The organism is Actinoallomurus purpureus (assembly GCF_024055795.1).
In the GTDB taxonomy this organism is placed as follows: Bacteria; Actinomycetota; Actinomycetes; order Streptosporangiales; family Streptosporangiaceae; genus Actinoallomurus; species Actinoallomurus purpureus.
The window spans coordinates 61,997-79,452 of record NZ_JAMXMY010000015.1 but is presented as its reverse complement, the minus strand read 5'-3'; the positions used below and the strand labels follow the sequence as shown (position 1 = coordinate 79,452).

Annotated in this window: 13 protein-coding genes and 1 pseudogene; 11 read left to right on the top strand and 3 right to left on the bottom strand. The window is 69.5% G+C overall.

What is annotated here, in order from left to right; translation table 11 throughout:
- The first annotated feature begins 103 nt into the window (after nt 1–103).
- The 4 genes from NE236_RS26205 (at nt 104) to NE236_RS26190 (ending at nt 7,833) form a co-directional block, all read left to right on the top strand.
- On the top strand, nt 104–838 hold the full coding sequence (locus NE236_RS26205; RefSeq protein WP_252844802.1) for a type VII secretion system-associated protein: 735 nt from the start codon (nt 104–106) through the stop codon (nt 836–838).
- A 235-nt stretch (nt 839–1,073) separates the two neighbouring features.
- Entirely contained in the window at nt 1,074–4,151 is a 3,078-nt protein-coding gene (locus NE236_RS26200; RefSeq protein WP_252844801.1) for a hypothetical protein, read from the top strand.
- A 78-nt stretch (nt 4,152–4,229) separates the two neighbouring features.
- A complete protein-coding gene (locus NE236_RS44665; RefSeq protein WP_252844800.1) occupies nt 4,230–5,558 on the top strand; it encodes an RICIN domain-containing protein in 1,329 nt (442 codons plus the stop codon).
- Between the two features lie 85 nt (nt 5,559–5,643).
- Nucleotides 5,644–7,833, top strand: a complete 2,190-nt coding sequence (locus NE236_RS26190; protein WP_252844799.1) for an ATP-binding protein — start codon at nt 5,644–5,646, stop codon at nt 7,831–7,833.
- 363 nt (nt 7,834–8,196) lie between these two features.
- Here NE236_RS26190 and NE236_RS26185 read toward each other — a convergent pair whose 3' ends face one another.
- Complete coding sequence (locus NE236_RS26185; RefSeq protein WP_252844798.1) at nt 8,197–8,361, bottom strand: SRPBCC family protein; 165 nt, start codon at nt 8,359–8,361, stop codon at nt 8,197–8,199.
- 570 nt (nt 8,362–8,931) lie between these two features.
- Between NE236_RS26185 and NE236_RS26180 the strand changes: the two genes are divergently transcribed.
- A complete protein-coding gene (locus NE236_RS26180) occupies nt 8,932–9,915 on the top strand; it encodes an aldo/keto reductase (protein WP_252844797.1) in 984 nt (327 codons plus the stop codon).
- Between the two features lie 502 nt (nt 9,916–10,417).
- On the opposite strand, the gene NE236_RS26175 is transcribed toward NE236_RS26180, so the two are convergent.
- Nucleotides 10,418–10,597 carry a hypothetical protein gene (locus NE236_RS26175; protein WP_252844796.1) on the bottom strand — a complete coding sequence of 60 codons (180 nt, stop codon included), beginning with the start codon at nt 10,595–10,597 and terminating at the stop codon, nt 10,418–10,420.
- A 117-nt stretch (nt 10,598–10,714) separates the two neighbouring features.
- Here NE236_RS26175 and NE236_RS26170 point away from each other — a divergent pair, with 117 nt between their 5' ends.
- Together NE236_RS26170 and NE236_RS26165 are read left to right on the top strand one after the other, a co-directional pair.
- A complete protein-coding gene (locus NE236_RS26170) occupies nt 10,715–11,053 on the top strand; it encodes a hypothetical protein (RefSeq protein ID WP_252844795.1) in 339 nt (112 codons plus the stop codon).
- A 27-nt stretch (nt 11,054–11,080) separates the two neighbouring features.
- Nucleotides 11,081–11,935, top strand: coding sequence for a hypothetical protein (locus tag NE236_RS26165; protein ID WP_252844794.1), 855 nt, complete (start codon nt 11,081–11,083; stop codon nt 11,933–11,935).
- Here the strand turns inward: NE236_RS26165 and NE236_RS26160 are convergent.
- Nucleotides 11,925–12,155, bottom strand: a pseudogene (locus NE236_RS26160) (hypothetical protein); the annotation flags it as partial. The gene NE236_RS26165 and the pseudogene NE236_RS26160 sit on opposite strands and share 11 nt — an antisense overlap.
- A gap of 78 nt (nt 12,156–12,233) precedes the next feature.
- Here NE236_RS26160 and NE236_RS26155 point away from each other — a divergent pair.
- The 4 genes from NE236_RS26155 (at nt 12,234) to NE236_RS26140 (ending at nt 17,377) form a co-directional block, all read left to right on the top strand.
- The gene (locus NE236_RS26155) at nt 12,234–12,434 is read left to right on the top strand and encodes a hypothetical protein (RefSeq protein ID WP_252844793.1); all 201 of its coding nucleotides are present in this window, start codon (nt 12,234–12,236) and stop codon (nt 12,432–12,434) included.
- Nucleotides 12,435–13,021: 587 nt separating this feature from the next.
- Complete coding sequence (locus NE236_RS26150; RefSeq protein ID WP_252844792.1) at nt 13,022–14,581, top strand: glycoside hydrolase family 30 protein; 1,560 nt, start codon at nt 13,022–13,024, stop codon at nt 14,579–14,581.
- A 109-nt stretch (nt 14,582–14,690) separates the two neighbouring features.
- Entirely contained in the window at nt 14,691–14,864 is a 174-nt protein-coding gene (locus NE236_RS26145; protein ID WP_252844791.1) for a hypothetical protein, read from the top strand.
- Nucleotides 14,861–17,377 (top strand): beta-glucosidase, encoded by a 2,517-nt coding sequence (locus tag NE236_RS26140; RefSeq protein ID WP_252844790.1) that lies wholly within the window; start codon nt 14,861–14,863, stop codon nt 17,375–17,377. Before NE236_RS26145 ends, NE236_RS26140 begins: the two co-directional genes overlap by 4 nt.
- Nucleotides 17,378–17,456 lie beyond the last annotated feature (79 nt).

Below are 17,456 nucleotides of genomic sequence, written 5' to 3'. Positions count from 1 at the left end.
GCGTGATCGTGGCGGTCGAAGAGATCCGTCTGCGGCGGGACTGGACCGTTGCGCTGACCAAGGTCGGATAGCGCCGACTTCACCGGACATGGAGCGAGGAAGAGTGACGACCGAACAGGGCGACGTGCACGAGCAGCCGACCACGGCGATCGCCGGCGCAGAGACGATCCAGGGCGCGAGTGAGAGGATGCCTCCAATCCCGGACTCCATCCGAGAGGCGGCCCGGCTCGCCCCCGACCACTGGCTCGGCATGGTCGACCCGGCGTGGCACGAGGAGGGCGAACCTCCGCCGTGGGCGGTGGTCGGCCAGTGGCGTTCGAGCCCCGAAGGCGAGCTCGTCGAATGGCGCGACAACGAGGACTATCAGCCGTCGCCGTCGACGCTGGGCTGGCCGGAGCCGATCGATGACGTCGACGCGACCGTGCAGCTCGCCGCGACGGGCTACGGTCCCGGCGAGGCCGTCGTCGAGGCGCTGGCCGCCCTGCCGGAGGCCGCGGTGTTCGTCACCCCCGAGGGCGATCCGCTGCCCGCCACCGCGCCGGACGGCAGGACGCGGGTCGTCCCGGTCTTCACCTCTCCGGCCTATCTGCACGCGGCGGGCCGGTTGGCGTTCGAGTTGATGAGCGTCCGGGAACTGGCCGACCGGCTGCCCGCCGGCCACGTCCTCTATCTCAACCCCTCGGCCTCGGTGAGCATGACCGTGGACACCGCCATGCTCCGCGAAGCACTGGATCGCCTGCCCGCCGACGGCGGCACCGAAGGCGACGAGGTCATGTCGCGGCAGGCCACTGTCGGAGGTGACGTCCCGGTCACCCGCACGGTCTCCGGGGACGGCTGACGCCGACAGGGAACGGAGAGATTCACACTCGGCGAAAAATCGGTTACTTCGGTTGAACTCGATCGGCCGTTGCTTCGTATGCGTAAGCAACGGTCATCTCTCGCCGAGTCGCCTCCGTACGGGCCGAGGGGTGGCCGCGGACCGCCGTGCGGTCACGAGAAGAAGGTGTGCCGGTGGCGGGTCCACGGCCGGCCATCTTTTCGCCCGCGACCGAAGCCGTCACCGGAGGTAGATCGTGACCCGCTGGAGAAGGGCGCCCATCCGCCGGCCGGGGCGAGGCAGGCAGAGTGCGCCCACCTCGCCCGGGGCGGGGGACCATGGCGCTGCCCGCGCCACGGGCCGGGCCGGGGTGCTGGTCGACGAGTTCGACGGGCTGATCCTGCTGCGGTCCGCCCCGGACGTGGCGCCGGGGCGGGACGGCGTCGCCGAGCTCGCCCGCGCCGTCGCCGGCGCGGATGAGTACTTCACCCTCGTCATCGGCGCGGACGACGCGAGCGCCGAACTCTGGGCCCGGCTCGGCACCGTGCTCGACTCCCTCCGCGCCAAGGGGGTCACCACGGTTCGGATCGTGCTGTCGGGTGCCGGCGGCCAGCGCGTCGGCCGCCCCGCCCTCGCGCAGCGGATCGCCGACGCGTGGGGCATCGAGGTGATCGCTCCGGACGCGGGCGTCCTGATCCTGCCGGGCGGCTCGCTGTTCGCCCTCGGCGCGGACGTGCCAGGCCATGGCTGGCGATCGTTCACACCGGGCGCGGAGCCGACGCTCCTCGGGCCGCGCAGCCCGGTCCCGGCCTGGCAGTCCGCGCTGGCGCGACTGTCCGACCGCACCGCCGGTGGATACATCGTGGAGCAGGTTCCCGCCGGCATCCTCATACGGTCGGCGCGGGAGCCGAGAGACTGGGCGGTTGATCTCTGCTACTCGGTTCCGGTGGACGGTGAACACCTCACCGTCCTGGTCGGCGCCCCCCGGCTCAGCGGCGACGCGGAACTCTCGGCCGAGGAACTCGCCTCCCTGCTGTCGGCCCTGCCCGCCGCGACGCGTGCGGCCGTACGTCTCGCCCCGTGCGGTCCCGTGGATCTGCTGCCCGTCGCTCAGGACACCGCGGAGATCCTGGGCGCCGAGGTGGAGGTGTGGACCGGCCTCCCGCTGGTCGTCGGCTCCGAGACCGAGCCCGTCGTCCGGCCGGTCCTGATCGGCGCCGACGCCGAACCGACCTGGGCGCCGTTCGTCGAGACCGTCGCCTGCCGGCCGTACGGCGCCGACGGCACGGACGGTCCCGCCGCGCCCCGGCTGGTCCGCTGGCGTTCGCCCCTCTCCGGAGGCGTCCAGACGGACAAGGGCGTCATCCGCATCTCGGATCGCTGGCAGGTCGCCGTGACGATGTCCGGGCTGATCGTGGGGCCCCACGGCGAGCCGCCCACCCTCGCCGGACGGCCCGTGGCACCGGAACAGCTGGCCATCGAGGTGAACCTCCGCGGCGCGCCGGCCGACGACGCGCTCTTCGCCGGTCTGTCCCGCGTGCTCTCCGACCTGGACGCCGATGTCCGTGAGTTCGTCGCCCTGCACCGGGTCGCGCAGCCGGAGGGGTCGGACGACGATGGGTTCCGCCTGCTCCGGCTGGCCATCGAGCACAACGTGTCGCTCGTGGAGCCGAAACCGGTCGAGGCCGCGCCCGCTCCCGCGTCGCCCACCGTACGGACCGTCGCGACGCCGCACACGGCTCGGGCTCAGGCGGAGCCGTCCGCCTCTCCACCGTCGGCGAGAGCGGAGGCTTCCGCCTTCGCGGTCGAACACTCGGCGCCCGCACGAGCCAACGCCGCGGGACCGGCTGCCGACGGGTTCCCTTCGCCCACGCGGCCGCCCCTTCCCGATCGCGTGGCCTTCCCACAGTCCGCGCAGGCGAGTTCGCCCGCGCCTGTACCCGAAGAGTCCGCGGCCCCCGGGCGAGCGAATCCCCCCGGGGACCCGACGGAAGGCTCCGCACCGCCCCCGAACGGCGATCCGTCCCACACGCCGGAACCGCCGATTCCCCCGTCCTCCGCGGTCACGGACCCGACGCGTACCGATTCGCCGGCGCCGACCGGGCCGCGGCAGGGGAGTGACGCGAAATCGCTCCCGCCGAACCTGGCGAAGATCCCGCTGACCCCCGTTACGCCGAGAGAACCGGCCGAGCCCTCGGCACCGGCCGCCCCCGTACGGCCGGCGGAGCCTCAGACACCCGTACGGCCGACGGAGTCCCAGACACCCGTACGACCGGTGGAGTCCCAGGCTCCCGTGCGACCGGCTGAATCCCAGGTCCCCGTACGGCCGGCGAAGTCCCAAGCCCCCGTAACGCCGCCGAACCCTCGGCCGCCCGCGGAGCCCATCGCCGCCGAGCGGCCGTCGACGACGACGGCCGCCGGCCCGGCCGCCTCCGATCCCGTCACGCCCTCCCGTACCGCCGAGCCGTCCCCGGCCGACCGGGCCGTGCCGTCGGCTCCGCCCGCCGAGCCACAGCCTGGTCCGGCCTCCGTCGCGGGGGGAGCGCGGCCCGGACCTGTCGCGAAACCCCTCCGCCGCAGCACCGAGGCGGAACGAGCGGAGTTCCGGTCCCTCGTACAACCGATCTGGGAGCGGCATAGCGCCGCGGTGAACCGGGCGTTGACGCGGATGCCGGCGCTGCGCGGCGGGCAGGTGGACGCGGCACGGATCGATCTCGTCGCGGTGCACGTCCACCTGTCGGGCGGGCTCGGCGAGCCGTACGGCCGTGAGCCGGGATCACCGGGCGGACCCGGGTTCCCCGACTCGTACCTCGCCTGCCTCACCTCAGGTCTGAGCCGTTTGCCGTCGTACCGGGGGGCGGCGGTTCGCGGCGGACTGTCCGCCGACGCCGGTCTGGAGCGGTTCGTACCGGGAACGGTCCTGCGCGGACCCGTGCCGGTCAGCGCGCTGCCGATCGGCGGTGCCGCGGGTCTGTCCGCCGCGGTGGGTGGATACGTCATCTGGTCCTCGACCGGCCGGCGGGTACGCCCGCTGCTCGGCTCCGGCTCCGGCGCCGGATCCGGCGCCGGCTCCGACGAGGTCGTGTTCTCCCCGGGAACCACCTTCCGCGTGCTCGGCGTACGGTCCGACGGCCAGGCCCCGATCGTCCTCCTGAGCGAGGTCCTCGGCGGGGGATCGAAAACAGACGACCGGCCCGGCGTGCTCGGCGCCGCCGATCAGGCCGTTCTGGAGAAGCTCGGCGAAGCGCTGCGCCGGCACCCGCCCGCGGCCGAGGGAGCGTCTCCGGTCGGCTGGCCCGTCCGCTGCGCCGAGCCACTGGGTGGAGCCATGTGATGGAGGCCGCCTCGAGAAACGGCGAACAACCGGCCCCATCCGTGACTCTAATTTACGAACATGTAAGGAGAAAACATCGTGTCCTCCCAGTCGGAATCCGGCGAACCCACGAAGTCGCTCGGCGTCCGCCGGCCGGTCAAGTTGCCTGAAGCGGACATAGATGCGGCAGAGGACCTGGCGCCGGCCTCCGGTCCGACGTCCGTGGACGAGCCGGCGCCGGCCTCCGATCCCGCGTCCGCGGAGGAACAGGCTCCCGCGTCCGCTTCTACTCCCGCGGAGGAGCAGACCCCGGCCTCTGAATCCACGTCCGAGCGGGGGGACGACCAGCCCGCCTCAGCGGGAGGGGAGACCGCCGACGCCGGTGAGGCCGCGCCGGAGGAAGAAGGCTCCGGCGGTGCTCAGGAACCGGCGGCATCACCGGACGAGGCCACGAAGCCGGCGGCCGACGACAAGGCCCCCGAGGAGGACGGCAAGAAGGACGACAAGGCCGCCAAGAAGGAGAAGCGCACCGCGTGGCTGCGGAACGTCGCGGTGGCGCCGGCGTCCCCGGACGGCGCTGCGGCGGCCGGCGACGAGATGCCGCCGGACCGGCCGCGCAAACCCGTACTCGCCGCCGTGGCGATCGGCGGAGTCGTCCTGCTCGCGATCCCGATCCTGCTCGTCGGGACCGAGTCTCACGGCGGCAGGAAGCAGCGCACCACCGCCGCGGCGGACAGGGTGATGACCGACGGGCAGGGCGCGGCAGGCGCGTACGCCTCCGCCTCGCCGACCGTCACCGCGTCACCGTCACCGTCGGCGTCCGCGTCCCCGAAGAAGGGCACGAAGGCCGGCGAGCCCGTGTCCAAGGCCATCGCCGGAAAGCACGGGACCCAGGCGGGCAAGGGCAAGGTCGGCGTGACGGGCGGCGGAGGACGCGGCCCGACCGGGCCGAAGTTCTCCACGACCACGCGCGTCCTGCTCCACAACACGATGACCGGCCTGTGCGCCGACGTTCCCGGCTACGGCAATGGCAGCATCGAGGGCCCGATCAACCAGTTCACCTGCACCCGGTCGGACAGTGACAACCAACTCTGGGATCTCGTCGTCAATATGAAGGGCCGCGGACCGCACGGGGCCGACCTGTTCACCATCCGCAACAGTAAGGACAACTACTGCTTCGATGTGCCCGGCGCGGGGCCTGCGCCCGCCCGTACCGCCCTGTCGGAGAACCTCTGCTATCCCGGGCTGAGCGACAACCAGATGTGGTACCTCGACAAGAGAAGCAGCGGCCACTTCTGGATCCGCAACTACGTCAGTCACAAGCTGTGCCTGGACGTGTCCGGCGATTACGGGTCCGGGGGGAAGGACGCCCGGCTCACGCTCTTCCCGTGCGATCCCAAGGACGACCACATCTGGACCTTCGGCTGATCGACCAGCGGCCTTGCCGATCCCCGACAGGCCATTCCCGAGCTGGCCGAGCAGGGAAAACGCCCATGCTGTGGAAGGCGAGCGATTGAGCGATCACCTCAGGTTCGTGCTGTTGGGTCCGCTGGAGGTCTGGTCGGGTGACGCCCGGCTGGACCTGGGCCCGCCCAAACGTCGTGTCCTCCTTGCCCGGCTGCTGATCGCGGACAGCCGTCCGGTCTCGGCGGACCGCCTGGGCGAGGACCTGTGGGAGGGAAATCCGCCCGGGGGCGCCCTGTCCTCCATCCACTCGCACATCAGCCGGTTGCGCGCCGTGCTGGAGCCGGATCGTACGCGGCGGGGAGGGCACACGGTCCTGCTCAGCGGGTCGGCGGGGTACACGCTCAACGCCCCGCCCCACACGCGGGACTCGACCCGGTTCGAGGAGGCGGTCAACCATGCGCGCGGGCTGCTGACGCGCGGACGACTTGCCGAGGCCCGCCGGGAGGTCCAGCGCGGACTGGCCTTGTGGCGCGGGACCGCTCTGGCCGACGCCGCCAACTACGCCTTCGCCGAGAGGGAGATCGCCCGGCTGGAGGAGATCCGGCTCGCGGCCGGTGAACTGCACGCCACCGTCCTCCTCCACGAGGGCCATCCTGATGAGGCGGCCGTCATCGCCGAGAAGCTCACCACGCGGTCTCCGCTGCGCGAGGCCGCGTGGGCGCTGCTGCTGCGCTCCCTGTACCTGGCGGGCCGGCCCGCGGAGGCGCTGCGGCGTTTCGAGACGATCCGTACGCTGCTCGCCGAAGAGCTGGGCACCGTACCGGGACCCGAGCTCAGCGACGTTCACGTGGCGGTGCTCCGCCAGGACCTGGCGGCTCTGGCTCCCCTCCGCTCGCATGCGGCACCTGTCCCGCTCGTGGGGCGCCCGGCCGGTACGCTCTCGTTCATCGTCGGCCGGGCCGGCGAGCTGACCCGGTTCGACGAGATCCTGAGCGACGCGGGCCATGGCCACACACGCTGGGTGGTGCTGTCCGGGGAGGGCGGCATCGGCAAGACGCGGCTGGCCGAGGAGTTCGCGTCCCGCGCCATGGACGCCGGGTTCAAGACCGTGTGGGTCCGGTGCGGCATCGACATCGGTTCCGAGGCGGACGACGGCGCGGACCCTATGGGCCGGCTGATCTCGATGGCGTACCCGGACATCCGCTTGGACGGCGGATCCGAGGCGGTCGCCCACGAACTGGCGGAGCGGCTGACCCAGCAGCCCACCATCTGCCTCATCGAGGATCTGCACCGGGCCGGCCCTCGTTTCCGGCGCCTGCTCGGCAGCTACGCCGCACTGCTGCGGGATGTGCCGCTCATCGTCGTCTGCACGACGCAGGACACCGACGACGCGGGCCTGCGCGAGCTCCTGGCCCTGCTCGTCCGGCAGACCCGCGCCACCCTCCTGCCACTGGAGCCGCTCACCGTCGCGGACGTCCACGAGCTGATGCAGCGCCGGTCCACCCCGTTCAACCCGAGCGCACCGGGCAGCGAGCTCCATCAGCGCGAGGCGGCCGCGCTGCATCGGCGAGGCGAGGGGAACCCCTTCCTCATCACCGAGATCCTCGAGCTGCCCAGTGAGGAACGAACGGGTCCCGGGGCACGGCTTCCCGCGTCCGTCAGCAGGGTGCTGCGCGCACGCATGGACCTGCTGGACGAACGCGTGCTCACGATGCTGCAGGCCATCGCGGTGACGGGAGGGGAGCTCGACCCGGAGCTCCTCCTGCGGATCCGGACGATCAGCCGCGAAGAGCTGCTGTCCCTCATCGACGCGGCCGTCACCGCTCGGGTGCTGAACTGGGAGGACGGCACCGCCCCCGGGCGCCAGGGTCGGTACCTCATGCCCGATCTCGTTCGCGAGCTGGTGCTGCAGGACCTCACCCCGGCACGCCGCCAGTTGCTGCACGCGGCCGCGGCCCGCGCGCTCGCCGAGTTGCCGCACCGCCATCCCGTGCACACCGCTCGTCACCTCATGGCCGCCGGCCCGCTCGTCGCCCGTGACGAGCTGGTCGACGCGGCGTTCACGGCCGGCAACCGCTGCGCCGAGGACGACCAGCACGCCGAGGCGGCGCTCTGGTTCGACCACGCCGCGGCGCTGGCGGACGATCCCGGCGTACGGGCGGAGGCCCGGCACGCGGCCGACACGGCTCGCCGACAGCTCGATCAGCTCGAGCGATGGATCGGCCATCCGTGCGATCCCGCCGATCTGCCCGGCGACTCCGCGTGGCCGACGGACCCCGAACCCCGCGTCGGCTAATTTGACAACGTTGTCGCTTGCCTCGCCGGTCAGCGGGTACCAGTGAGGTTCTTTGGCGTCCGTTCAGGACGGTTCAGCAATCATGTGTGCTCCCGGTGCTCCCCGCGCCCGGAGGGAGCATGGGAGCACGGATGGGGAGCACTCCAGGAGCACTGTCAGGTCATGCCCGGGCTTGTCGATGGTCGGGGGAGCCGGCGGTTCTCAGATTGAGCGCCGAGGCTCGGCGGCGAGAGGATGTAGGCATGCGATCGGCATAGGGTGCCGATCGCATGCCTATGAAGTGCCTAAAAGGTGTGCTGCATGGCGCCGCCGGCGGTCGGCGTGGCTGCTGCCAGGGGAGGACTCGAACGCCGGCCCAGCGGATTAAGAGCGGGCTTCGGCGGCGGCTTTGAGGTCGGCCAGCCAGGCGTCGAGGCCTGGTGCGAGGTAAGTGATGGCGGTGGCCGGGTCGGTCTCGATCTGGTCGCCGGTCCAGCTTTCTTCGGTGCGGACGATGACACCGCCTTTGACCTTGATGAAGTTCCACACGTGGACGCCCCGGTCGATGCGTAGTCCTTTGCCGATCGCGGGTCCGGTCCAGCGGATGCACTGGTTGTGCTTGATCTGCTGGACGGTGGAGGTGATGACCCGGCCGGCTGATCGGTGCAGAGTTGGGGTTCTCCGCCGCTAGGCGAAGCACCAACGCGTGGATCGTCGGTTTGGTCGGTGGGCGCCCGGGCGTCTTGCGCTTGTAGGTCCAGCGCCGTTTCACCAGATCGGCGTGCCAGCGCAGCAGCGTGCCCGGGGTGACCAGCAGTCCGATCCGGCGTGATCAGTCGCAAAGCCACGAGTCCGTATCCTGCCGCGCCCCGGCCGTGCCTGTCCGCCGATCGAGAAACTCCAGGTCATGCCCGGTGGCTCAATTCTGGGCACCCACACGCTTCCAGCGGATGAGAATGGGGGCGTGTGCTGCCCGCTGACGTCGGTTCGGCTTGGCTCTACGAGACCGTGCACTAGGCGATGTCCGGTGGATTATGCCCTGCGGAAATCCCCTTGGAGAGATGGTGCGGGCCGCGGCAGGATGATCCCGCATTACCAGCCATGTGAGGGGAATGGTGGATGAGGCGGAACCGGCTTGGTAAGAGCAAGGTTCACGTCACGGAGCTGGGCTTCGGTGGTGGCCCGCTCGGCGGACTCTTCGCGTCGCTGGACGACGAGACCGCCGCGGGAGCCCTTGAGGCGGCCTGGGACAGCGGGATTCGCTACTTCGACACCTCTCCGCATTACGGCATCGGGCACTCCGAGCGCCGCATCGGCGGTCTGTTGCGCGGCAAGCCGCGGGAGGAGGTGACGCTGTCAACGAAGGTCGGCAGGCTGCTGGTCCCGCAGGACCCGGCGGGCCGGATGGACGAGAGCTTCGCGGTGCCCGCGACGCACCGTCGGGTGTGGGACTTCACGCGGGACGGTGTTCTGCGCAGCGTGGAGGACTCGCTCGAGCGGATGGGCGTCGACCGTATCGACCTGTTGTTCTTGCACGACGCGGAGGAGCATTTCGAGGATGCGTTGAACAAGGGCTATCCGGCCCTCGCCGAACTGCGTGCCCAGAGGATGGTGGGCGCGATCGGCGCGGGGATGTATCACCCCGGCAAGCTGACCCGGCTGGTCGAGGAGTCGGACGTCGATGTAGTGATGCTGTCCGGCCGTTACACGCTTCTGGACCAGAGCGCCCTCGACGAACTACTGCCTGCATGCATGGACCGGGGGGTCTCGCTTCTTGCGGCATCGATCTTCAACTCCGGCCTACTCGCCATGGCCCGCCCCGCCGAGGGTGCCACCTTCGATTACGCGCCCGCCTCGCTGCAGATGCTCAAGCGCGCACATCGCATGGCTGATGTCTGCGAGGCACACGGTGTGACGCTGCCAGCGGTGGCGATGGCCTTTCCACTCCGCCACCCGGCCGTCTCGGGCATCGTCGTCGGCATGCGTACCGCGGACGAGGTACGGCGCAACATTGCAGCGTTCGGCGTGGAGATCCCTGCGCAGGTCTGGGACGATCTGCGAGGCGAAGGACTTTTGGACGAGCGGGCACCGGTGCACGCCTGACGATCCCCCGAATCATGATCGGCCGTGTCCCGCTCGGAAACTCGGTTGGGTGCCTTGAGCTGGGGATTCGCTGCGGGATCGGTGCCGTGGCTGGGACCATCTCGGGGTGTTGTTGTCGCTGGCCGATCGGGCGATGATCGCAGCGCTGGCGCGACTGCTACCCCCATCCCGGTGGATCGGATTGTTCGTCACCCCTGGCACAGTGCTTCGCTGGCACGCCGACCTGGTCAAGCGACGATGGACCTGCAAACGCACCCACTCTGGTCGGCCGCCGACGCGCCCTACGATCCGCGAGTTGGTGGTGCGGATGGCTATTGAGAACCCCGGCTGGGGTTATCGGAGGATCGCCGGGGAGTTAGCCGGTCTGGGCTGCAGGATCGCGCCGTCGACGTATGGGCGATCTTGAAGAAGGCGGGGAACCCGACTTGGGGGTATGCGCGGATCAGCGGTGAACTCGCCGGAGTTGGCGTCCGGGTGCCTCCCAGTACCGTGCGCGACATCCTCAGACGCGCTGGCCTGGGACCCCGCTCCACGTCGCGCTGGCCCGACTTGGGCGCAGTTCCTGAAGGCACAGGCCGAAGGGATCATCGCGTGTGACCTGCTCCACGTCGACACGGTCTTCCTCAAGCGGATCTACGTGCTGTTCTTCGTCGAGCACGCCACCCGGATCGTGCACGGTCACTCGAAGGCCAGTGTCGGCCACTCTCTTACAGACAAGACTGTATATTAGAGACTACGATGGCCTCTGGAACACAGGCACAGTCCCAGCGGGAGCTGATGATCACCCGAGGATGACGCGATGAGTGAAGGCGAAAAACTACAGTTTCCGGATCGGTCGGTCTTCAACGGCGCGGCGAGCACCGTGTCAAACGGCATCGAACCGCTTGCCGGCACTTCGAATCAGCTGGCAGGTCTCGGAATTTCCGAAGCTCTCGTCGGCATGTGGCCCACTGGAATAGAGCTCGCGGCCGCTATCGGAATGGCGCTTGGAGTCGCGGCTGTGGCGCATGAGAATCACACCAAAAGCGTTCAGGCCACCGTCGACAATCTTTCCGAGACCGGGAAACGGTACCATGCGGCCGAGGCCGAGAATTGCGCCATGATATCGCATCTGAAGTCCATTATCCCCAACCTATAAGACGAACGATTCCAAGGGGGTTCGCTCGTGCCAATCGCGGAAGTAGCGCAGTCGCTATTCGCGGCGATCGACTCGGACGCGATCATCGGGTGTGGTGGCGCCATCAAGGAAATATCAAGCCTGTACGGAACCCTGGGCTCCACCATCGACACCGCCCACCAGCAGTTGTTCGCGGGTGACACGACGTGGAGCGGGGTCGCGGCGAGCAACGCCAAGAGCACCATGACCGATCTGACGGTGTCCAGCAGCAGTATTCAGAGTGCACTCAGTACCATCGGCGACACTCTCGTCACGTACGGTGCGGCGCTGAAGCCCTTCCAGGGAAAGGTGTATCCCACTCCCGTGCCGGGGTCGCGCGATCCCGAGGCGGCTGCGGACCTGGTGATCACCGGGACCGCCTCTGCCGCCGCGGCCCTTGAGATCGGCGCGGCCGTACTCAAGATGATGCCGATCGCGAAACAAGGGGCGAGCTCATCGGCCAAGTCCGCCACCTCGGCACACAGCACCACTGCGGGCAATCGCACGAACCTGGCCGGTTCGCTGAATCCCGCGCATTTCCTTGGTAGCCTCACGAGCAATCCGGCCCTCACCAGCGCGGTGCTGTCCGGATCGAGTAACGGCATTCCAGCCCTCAGCCCCTTCATGGCCGGAGTCGCCGGGTTCGATGGTGTCTCCGCGGCCGGTGTGATCGGGTCGGCCGAGGAAGCGGGCGTCGTCCAGGCGAGCGAAGCAGGTGCCATCCAGGCGAGCGAAACGGCGGCCACGGGGGAGGGCATGCCCTTGATGTCGATGGCTGGGGTGCCCTCCGGTAACCGCTCCGAGCGCAGCCGCACGACCACTCTTACTGAAGACCCCGACTTCTGGACCACGCTTATGGCCTAGGCCGCGATATTGAGTCGTGATCAACGGTGGTGTGGGTTAGGTCCTTGATCCAGATCATCGAGGCGCGCAGGTGGAGGCCGGCGAGGTAACCGGCCGGGGTCTTGTCGTAGCGTGTGGCGATGCCTCGCCAGGCCTTGAGCTTGTTGATCAGGCGCTCGACGGTGTTGCGCTCCTTGCAGAGGTCTGCGTCGTGACTGCCGGGCCGACCACCCCCGGAGCCTGTGCCTGCCGAAAACCTCATCCGTGCAGGTGAGACGGGTGGAGGTTGATCGTCGGGTTCCGGGCGTGGTGGTAGTGGTTGATCACTTCGGAATGGCCGCGTGGCGGGTGGCCGCCGCGGCTGCTCGCGGTGCTGGAACGCCAGCTGGGTGGGAAGGTGCGGTTCGCCGTACCCGACCGAGCGATCCTGGCGGCGCTGCTGCACCGTCTGAGGCCGGGGTTGCTGCGTCGGCTGCGGGCTGCTGGTCCGCCCGGACACAGTGCTGCGCTGGCACCGTGACCTGATCGCGGGTCGGCACGCTGCCCGGTCCAAGCCGAAGCGGCCGGGCCGTCCGCCGACCGTGCGTTCCATCCGCTGCCTCCGTCGATCGACTGATCCTGACCGAATCGCTCGCCTGGACGTGCGAAGACGTCAACGCCTGGGCGGAATCCTCAACGAGTACGAGCACGCCGCTTGACCTGCACGGATGAGATTTTCGGCATGCACAGGGCTGAAATGCCCCCGGCTACTCGACCGGTATCCGAGCACGCACCGAGCACCCGCAGCCCCCGCCTGCGCGGGGCATGCTCGACCACGGACCGCGATCACGAACGGCGATGGCCCTGTCCTGGGGGTCTCTGTCGGCCGCTGAGTCCCGTCGGCAACTGCCGGTTGGGGCGCCCTCGACTGTCTTCTGGGCTGACTACGCCTTAGGTATAAATTCAAGGCTTGACTTAAGACTCAGCGAAACTAGGCTTCAGAAACCCCGGACCCTTTTCCGCAAGTTTCCTCCGCCCGAGAACGAGCCCCGATCCACGACTGCGCATCGAAGCGGCGACGGCCACCACCGGAGCCTGCCGTGAGGACCCCCATTCTCAGGAGGCGCCGTGAGGCGATTCATCACCGCTGCGCTGGCCGCCGCGTCCGCGACGGTCACCGTACTCGCCGTGGCACTGCCGGCGACGGCCACGGCGGGGCCGGTCCATCACGACCCGTTCGTGGCCGGCACCTACTCCACCGGCGGCGCACACCAGTGGCGGCCATTGCCCGCCGTTCGCCTCGGGGACGACAAGGGCGCGCCCGCCGACGCGACCGTCGTCGTCGACCCCGACCGGACGCGCCAGCGCTACACCGGTATCGGCTTCTCCCTGGACGAGACGAGTGTGTCGAACCTGTGGAAGCTCAGCCCGGCCAAGCGCGAGGAGGCCATCCGGCTGCTCGTCGATCCGAAGAAGGGCGCGGGCCTCGACCGGTTCCGAGTGACGATCGGCAGTCCGGACGTCATCGAGCACCTGCCGTTCTGGTCGGAGGACGAGCCCCCCGCAGGCGTCGCCGAGGACTTCGGCCTGAAGTACTTCTCGATCCGGCACGACCTGGACCTGCACATCATCGACACCATCAAGCTGATCCAGCGCTACAACCCCCACGCGACGTTCTTCGCCTCTGCCTGGAGCGCGCCGGCGTGGATGAAGACGAACCACCGGTTCACCGGCGAGGTCGCGCTCCGGCCGGGCAGCACCACGAGCTACTACCAGGTGGGCAGGCTGCGCGACGACTGCATCGACGTCTTCGCCCGCTATTACGTGAAGTTCATCAAGGCGTACGCGCGGCACGGCATCGACATCGACGCGACCACGCTGCTCAACGAGCCCGGCATGGATGCCGTCTACCCGGCCATGGACATCACCGTGGCGCAGCAGCAGAAGCTGGCGCTCGCGATCAAGCGCGAGTTCCGTGCCGCCAGGCTCGGCACCGGGCTGTACGTGCACGACTTCAACTTCTGGGACTGGCGGGACCCGACCAGCACCGCGACCAAGAACTACTACCGCATCTTCCAGGACGCACCGGACGGCTCGGTGACCGGCGCGCAGGTCCGCGCGGCCGCCGACGCCGTCGCCTTCCACCCCTACTGGGGCGACCCGACGGTCATGCGAGACACGTACGAGCAGACCGGCAAGCCGGTGCAGATGACCGAGACCAGCGATCTGTCTCCGGACACGATCCTCAACTACTTCCGGCTGGACGCCGGCTCCTACATCCTGTGGGCGCAGACCACGGACCAGGACGGCGGGACGCTGCACTGGACGGACAAGCGCGACAACAACGTTGACTGGGAGGAGATCGGCCGGACGACCAAGTGGCCCGACCGCCTCGTCAGGGTCGACACGAAGACGGGCGAGTTCAGCGTCCGCGACGAGCTCTACACGATCGGTCAGTTCGCGCGGTACCTGAGCCCCGGCGACGTACGGGTGGAGTCGAGCGCGACGGCGAACGGCATCGGCGACGTCGTCTACCGGCACGGGTCGAACGACTTCGTCGCCGTCCTCGGCAACGCCAACGGCACCGACACCCGCGTGCGCGTCGTCCTCGCCGGACGGTCCTTCGTCGAGACGGTGCCGGCGCACTCGTTCGCCACGTTCCGCTGGACCGCCCGCGCCGAGTACTGACACGCGCTCTAAAGGCCTCTCCGGCGGTCATCACGTCGCGCCGACGATTTCCGTCCCCGATCCCTGTCCCTTCGACGAAGAACACTCCTCACCCCTAGGAACGAGAACGATGCGCAGGAAACTCGCCATCGGCATGGCGGCCCCGTCCCTGACCGCAGTCGCCGCCGACACCTACACGCGCCGAACCACGGCCCCCGCCTGGGCGGCGTTCCACCAGAAGCTCGCGATCAACGAGATCCACGTCGGTTACCGCTCCCCGGTCGGCCACGGGGACGCCCGATGAGGCGCCCCCTCAGGGCGGTCGTCGCCGTCATGCTGGCTCTCGCCGGGATGACAGCGGCAGGCCCCGCCCACGCCGATCCCGCCGACTGCTCGGCCTGGATGGACACGCATCTGCCGGCGAGCGAACGCGCCGACCTGGTCATCGCCCAGATGACTCTGGACGAGAAGCTCGGCATGATGCACGCCGTCTCCGACAGCACACACGACCGCGAGACGCTCCCGATCCCGCGGTTGTGCATCCCCGCGCTACGGCTGAACAACGGCCCGGCCGGCGTCGGCTCCAGCGGCCCCGTACAGGCGCAGACGACGGCGCTGCCGGTGCCTTTGGGACTCGCCGCGAGCTTCGACCCCGCGATGGCACGGGCATACGGCGCCGTCGAGGGGCGCGAGACGCGCGACACGGGCCGCAACCTGATGGAGGGCCCCAACATCAACATCGCACGTACGCCGCTGAACGGGCGGACGTTCGAGGCGTATGGCGAGGACCCGTACCTCGCGGGCCAGATCGCCTCCGGCAACATCGACGGCATCCAGTCGCAGGGTGTCATCGCCGACGCCAAGCACTATTTGGCCAACAACCAGGAGACCGATCGGGACCAAGTCGATGAACACATCGACGAACGGACGCTGCACGAGATCTACATGCCGGCGTTCGAGGAGTCCGCGAAGCGTTCCGGCTCGATCATGTGCTCGAAGAACAAGGTCAACGGCGCGTACGCGTGCGAGCACCAGGCCCTGCTGCAGGGCGTGCTGAAGAACGACTGGGGTTACCAGGGGTTCGTGGTCTCGGACTTCAGCTCCTGCCACGAGACCGTCCGCTGCGCGACCGGCGGGCTGGACTTCGAACTGCCGAACGGCGCGCACTACGGTGACCCGCTGAAGGCGGCCGTGCAGTCCGGGCAGGTCCCGATGGCCACGCTCGACGAGCACGTGCACCGGATCCTCGCCGCGATGTTCCGGTTCGGGCTGTTCGACCGGCCGCAGACCACGCGGCCGATCGACGCGCGGCGGGACGGCGCGGTCTCCCGTGCTGCGGCCACGGCCGGGACGGTGCTGCTGAAGAACTCCGGAGGCGTGCTGCCGCTCCGCAAGGACAAGTCGGTGGCGCTCATCGGTCCGGGCGCGGGCAACGCTGCCGCCACCGGTGGCGGCAGCGTCGGCGTCGCGCCGCTCTACAAGGTCAGCCCCCTGGACGCCTTCAAGAAACGCGGAGTCACGGTCGAGTACGCCGAGGGCATGCCCCCGGTGGACCTCGGGCCGCAGCCCGCGCTTCCGTCGTACACGATGACGTCCGAGGACGGCCGGCATGGCTGGACCGCCCGCTACTACGACAACACCACGTGGACCGGCGAGCCGAAGCTGACCCGCGTCGATCCGTGGATCGACGCTGATCCGACCGGCGGGATCCCGGCGCCGGGACTGCCGCCGAACGGCTGGTCGATCCGGTGGACCGGCACGTTCACCGCACCGGTCGACGGCGACTACACCTTCAACCTCACCAACCATGCGCACGCGACGCTCTACCTCGACGGCGCGAGCGTGCTCGACAACAACGGCGGCTTCCCCGGCGTCACCAAGTCGGTCACCGTGCACCTGACGGCCGGGCAGCGGCACTCGATGCGGGTCGACTGGGCCAAGCCCACCGCTCAGGCCATGATCGAGCTGTCCTGGGCGCCCCCGCCGAACACGCCAGACGTCCAGATCGCGGAGGCCGTCCAGGCGGCGAAGAAGGCCGACACGGCCGTGGTGTTCGTGGCGAACAAGGACACCGAGGCGATCGACCGGTCGAGCCTCACGCTGCCGGGCTACCAGGACAAGCTGGTCGAGGCGGTCGCGGCGGCCAACCCGCGCACGATCGTCGTGCTCAACACCGGCGGCCCGGTGTCGATGCCCTGGGCCGGCAAGGTCGCCGGGCTGGTGGAGGCGTGGTACCCGGGCGAGGAGGACGGCAACGCGATGGCCGACGTGCTCCTCGGTGACACCGATCCGTCCGGCCGGTTGCCGATCACGTTCCCGAAGAGCCTGGCGGACACCCCGGCCAGCACGCCGGAGCAGTACCCCGGCGTGAACGGCGTCGCGACGTACTCCGAGGGGCTGCGCGTCGGCTACCGCCACTACGACGCGAAGAACATCGAACCGCTGTTCCCCTTCGGGTACGGCCTGTCGTACACCACGTTCGCGTACCGGAACCTGACGGTCCACGGGCACGGCACCGACATCACGGTCGGTGCGGACATCACCAACACCGGGCACCGGACCGGCACCGCCGTGCCACAGCTCTACATCGGCGCGCCGGACGAACCACCCGCCCAGCTCAAGGGATTCACCAAGATCCGGCTACGGCCCGGGCAGACGCGGCATGTGACCTTCACCCTCGACTCCAGGTCGTTCGCCTCCTGGGACACGACCTCGCACGGGTGGACGGTGACCGGCGGGACGTACCGCATCATGCTCGGTACCGGATCGCGGGACATCCGACTCCGGCACGAGATCCACCTGCCGCCCACGAAATAGTGAAGCCACCGCCACCGCCACCGCCACCGGGGTCCGGTGGCGGTGGCCGTTAACTGTGACGACGGTTGAACCGCGGCGG

What these genes read in the sequence shown, in the direction of transcription:
- NE236_RS26145 (WP_252844791.1), top strand. Translation starts at nt 14,691, where the DNA reads ATGCGCAGGAAACTCGCCATCGGCATGGCGGCCCCGTCCCTGACCGCA.
- NE236_RS26140 (WP_252844790.1), top strand. Translation starts at nt 14,861, where the DNA reads ATGAGGCGCCCCCTCAGGGCGGTCGTCGCCGTCATGCTGGCTCTCGCC.
- NE236_RS26170 (WP_252844795.1), top strand. Translation starts at nt 10,715, where the DNA reads ATGAGTGAAGGCGAAAAACTACAGTTTCCGGATCGGTCGGTCTTCAAC.
- NE236_RS26180 (WP_252844797.1), top strand. Translation starts at nt 8,932, where the DNA reads ATGAGGCGGAACCGGCTTGGTAAGAGCAAGGTTCACGTCACGGAGCTG.